This window comes from Paraburkholderia sp. SIMBA_054 (genome assembly GCF_046534875.1).
GTDB classification, from domain to species: Bacteria; Pseudomonadota; Gammaproteobacteria; order Burkholderiales; family Burkholderiaceae; genus Paraburkholderia; species Paraburkholderia hospita.
In genome coordinates, this window is the sequence record NZ_JAWRXV010000141.1 from 1 (window position 1) to 3,787 (window position 3,787).

The window sequence follows — 3,787 nt, forward strand, 5'->3', positions numbered from 1 at the left end:
TTCTTCGTCTTGTCCATGCTGTTCGTCATTCATGGTGGGACGCAAATTCTAGCTCAGCGCGTTAGTGCGACAAAACCCGGACACGTCCCTGTCGCTGGTTCGAAAGATTGCCCCACTGGTTGCGTTTCGTAATGCTTTCCGCAGTGCCGTGCTCAGCCGGAAGGGCCGCAAAAAGCTGCTCAGCGTCTACACGGGATGGGAGGCTCTTGCGGCGATCAGTGAAGGCAATCCCCGCTGGTTCATTGGAATGGTCAACATGATTATCTCGCGAACCCGGGAAACAGATGCGTTGCCAATCGATCGCTCTGTCCAGCATCACGCAATCGAGCAGGCGTCCGAGGCCTTCTCCGCCATGTTACAGACGGCGGCGACGGAACAGGCGATGGGCATTACGACAACAAAATCGGTATATGAACTGCTGTCCACGATAGGGTCGTATTTTAATCGGCGACTGGTGGAAGAGGATTTTATTGAAGAGATACCCTTGTCATTCGAAGTCTCGCAGGTTGATAAGGAAACTGAGAAGGCGTTGAGGATCTCTATCAACCTTGGAGCTGTTGTGAGCTTGTCTGCTCCAGACGAGATGGGAGGTTTCCGCACACTTGAGGGTAAGAGGTTCCGGCTTGCCTACCTGCTGGCTCCAGAATTTCGATTACCCCTTCGGTCAACGAAAAGTGTTTCGCTTTCGACAATCCTGTCTGAAGGCACCGTGTCTAAGCGAAACGGGCGGAGATCAGACGAAATTGACGCACGCCATCGCCAGGGAGCGCTGTTTTGATCAAGCACCTTATGCCGGTAGCCGTGCAAGCATTCGACCTGTCGGACGTGGCGGACAATGCCGCCTCATTTGATATGGTCGTTTGCGCGGTGAGCGAAGAGAGTCGCGCGTTGAAAGTGCCGGGTTTGATCAAAGCCTCGCGTGGACGGAAAATAGCGATCTACACTCAGACTACTCACGACAGCCCGTCGCCTCGCGCGTCGAGCGTCTACGAGAGAGCCGGGTTTGAGTACTTTAGCTTTGACGAAAATGCTTTCCGAAGCCTCCTCGAAGGAGGCGGTGCCGGAGGCAGCGAAAGCACGGATGCGCCCTTCCGGATCTTGATAGACGTGAGCTGCCTGCCGAGGCGCATTCTGGCGAGCATGTTTGCGGCTTTGGCGAGCCAAAGGGCGTGGTGTCAGGTGGACCTGTGGTTAATTTATAACCCGGCTCGCTACGTCCCGCCGGCGACCGGGTCGCTCGAGCCTAATCGCCGCGTCGCGCCAGTACATCCCGTCTTTGCGGGCTGGATCTCTCGGCCTGGATTGCCTGTGCGGACAGTCGTCGGACTAGGCTATGAGCGAGGAAAGGCCCTGGGAGCCGTGGAGTATATCCAGTCTTCCGACTATGTCCTGTTCATCCCCGAATCTCCTGAAAAGCGATACAGAGCGAAAGTCGAGCAGCACAATCGCCAACTGATACGTGCGGCCAGCGACGTAAATGTCTTCGATTATGACGTTTTGCAGCCGGTTGAGACGTTCCAGATGCTCGGCGGTTTGGTGGCCGGCATGAAAGGGCAATACAAACCCGTGCTATTGCCATTTGGCCCAAAAATCCTGTTCGCCGTGTCGCTCCTTGTCGCATTGGTTCATCGGGAGGTGTCGGTGTGGCATGTCAGCGGAGAGGAACTCGAACAGCCTGTTGAGCGTCCCGGATCATCATATTTCGCAACAATACGGGTAAGGCTATCGGCTGTAAGAACAGAGAATGGGTCGTAGTTGACGGATGCAGCATGGGGTAATCGTCCGAATCGTGCAAATTCTGGCGGTTTGCACGAAAAGCGGCCTACAGATCACCGACTTGCATAACTCATGATCCCGCCACATCCAGGAAACGGAAAACCCTTGTTGGGCAAGCCTCTGCGCTCCACAACCGCCAGATAATGCACGGGAAGTACGATTACCCCGCTATGCACGCGGGCGCCCTTCGTGCCGCAGCCGAACGTATTGCGAGTCGTTGAATACACCTGACCTTCTCCGCTCTTATCGCCAGAATTTGTGCGAAAGCACCATTACCCCATTGCGGCAACGGTGCTGCTAATCTCTTTCACGATTCAAATTTCAACATGACTGCAACACGGGAGACATTGGCGCCCGCCACCAGCAACCTTCGCTCTATGTCACGGAGGAATGGGTTCGTACCGACTCCTGCCAGCATCCGTGCAATAGCGGCGCAAAGCACGCTCACCCAATGATTGCGTGTTCGACATTCAGCTCCACCTTGATTCGAGACGAGCCGTCAGCTAGATACTGTGAATGAACCTTTAACTCGTCCAGCGTAGAATGCTTTGGAAATAAGAGATCTACGTATCCTTGCAGCCGAACTTCACGATTTTCTGACAGATCTGCGATCCCGTGACCGGAAACGGATCTCTCTTTGATCTTATCTCGCGTCTCCAGCGGGAGTCCAATATAGCTTGCGTAGCTCGCACAGTAGTCGATGCGGCACGCCGTAGTGAAGGCAACCTTGATAGACATGTGACCTGCGTCGATAAACGCAACGTCAGCGAAATCAACGTTGTGAACTTCACTGAATTCCGGCTCGTTGATCGAAGCACCGTAATCATAGGCCTCCAGCCTCGAGGTTCCCTCGATAGCATCTTCCTGCAGATAAACCTCGTCGAGATGTTCACCGGAACCAAACAGATACTGTGACAATTCATCCTGGAACAGGATCGATGAGAAATAGTTCTTTAACTCTTCTACGTTTTTTATCTTCGCGTCGATCTCGTTGACTAATCGTGCGACGTCTTCGATCTTGAAGAAGTCGCTGAGATTCTCCGAAACCGTGATTTTCGGCAAATTGGCCAGATGTCGGCGCAAGTAGCCATCTTTGAGAACTACGAAGACTCGATCGCTAGTTTCGGTGAGTGCGCAGATACACGACGAAATAATTGCGTCTGGGATATCTTCGCGTGATTTAATTTTTCGGTATGGACCTGTGCCATTGAAGTAATCGTCGATGACTGCGGGCAGCGATGCGTTGTCAAAATTTAAGATTGAGACGTGGGAGGAGACGCACCAGGCTTCGAATTCCGCCTCGAGAGTGGTTTTCATGTGGGACCGTACTTCATTCAGCTGTTCCTGAATTTTCGAAAGCATCCCATTCACTCTGCCCTGCCTGTCCAGGCCTTTCGCGACGTCGATCAAACCAGATTTGGCCACATCGAACTTTTCATGTGCGTCTACCAGTTTTTTTGTCAAGAATTCTCTTCGAACCATATCCGGAACAAAAACCTTCAATCCGCCAGAGGACGCCAGCCGAGCCAGGTATTGCATGTTTCTGGAGTAGAGTCCTTCCTGGTGCAGTATGTTGGTATCGAGCGCTACTTTAATCATCGCCGTGGGCCTAGTACATGACTTGGTTCGAAGGTCTACTTGCGTCTCACTGCCAAGACCGTTTTTTGCGGAAACTGGTCTTCGGAAGAAGTCAACTGGCAATGGCTGAGATTGCTGGAACATCTGCTTCGATCAAGCCCAGGATCTGTCTTACCATGATAACCCATACGGGGATGGGATGGCTCGAGCGGTAGACGCGTAGCGAGGCAATCCGAGGTGTCACATCCGATCGGAAAATGTTTTGTTTTAAACGCAACTGTGTAGGTCGGGCAAGGAGGATGCAACGCGCGTCACAGGCCTCGTGAGTGCGATCACAAGAGAAAGGAGTCGATCCCTAGAGAATGAAAGGGACTTCCCCGTCCCGAGGCTGCGGCGGAAGCCGCGAGTCGGCATCAATGTGCCAGGATGAAGT

The 3,787-nt window shown here is 53.1% G+C and carries 3 protein-coding genes; 2 read left to right on the plus strand and 1 reads right to left on the minus strand.

Translation table 11 applies throughout. The features are described from left to right. The first annotated feature begins 148 nt into the window (after positions 1 to 148). Both SB822_RS54205 and SB822_RS54210 read left to right on the plus strand, forming a co-directional pair. Positions 149 to 778, plus strand: a complete 630-nt coding sequence (locus SB822_RS54205; protein ID WP_410858737.1) for a hypothetical protein — start codon at positions 149 to 151, stop codon at positions 776 to 778. Next, positions 775 to 1,755 (plus strand): hypothetical protein, encoded by a 981-nt coding sequence (locus SB822_RS54210; RefSeq protein ID WP_410858738.1) that lies wholly within the window; start codon positions 775 to 777, stop codon positions 1,753 to 1,755. The genes SB822_RS54205 and SB822_RS54210 overlap by 4 nt, the downstream gene beginning before the upstream one ends. A 465-nt stretch (positions 1,756 to 2,220) precedes the next feature. Here SB822_RS54210 and SB822_RS54215 read toward each other — a convergent pair whose 3' ends face one another. Then, on the minus strand, positions 2,221 to 3,498 hold the full coding sequence (locus SB822_RS54215; RefSeq protein WP_410858739.1) for a PIN domain-containing protein: 1,278 nt from the start codon (positions 3,496 to 3,498) through the stop codon (positions 2,221 to 2,223). Between the last annotated feature and the right edge of the window lie 289 nt (positions 3,499 to 3,787).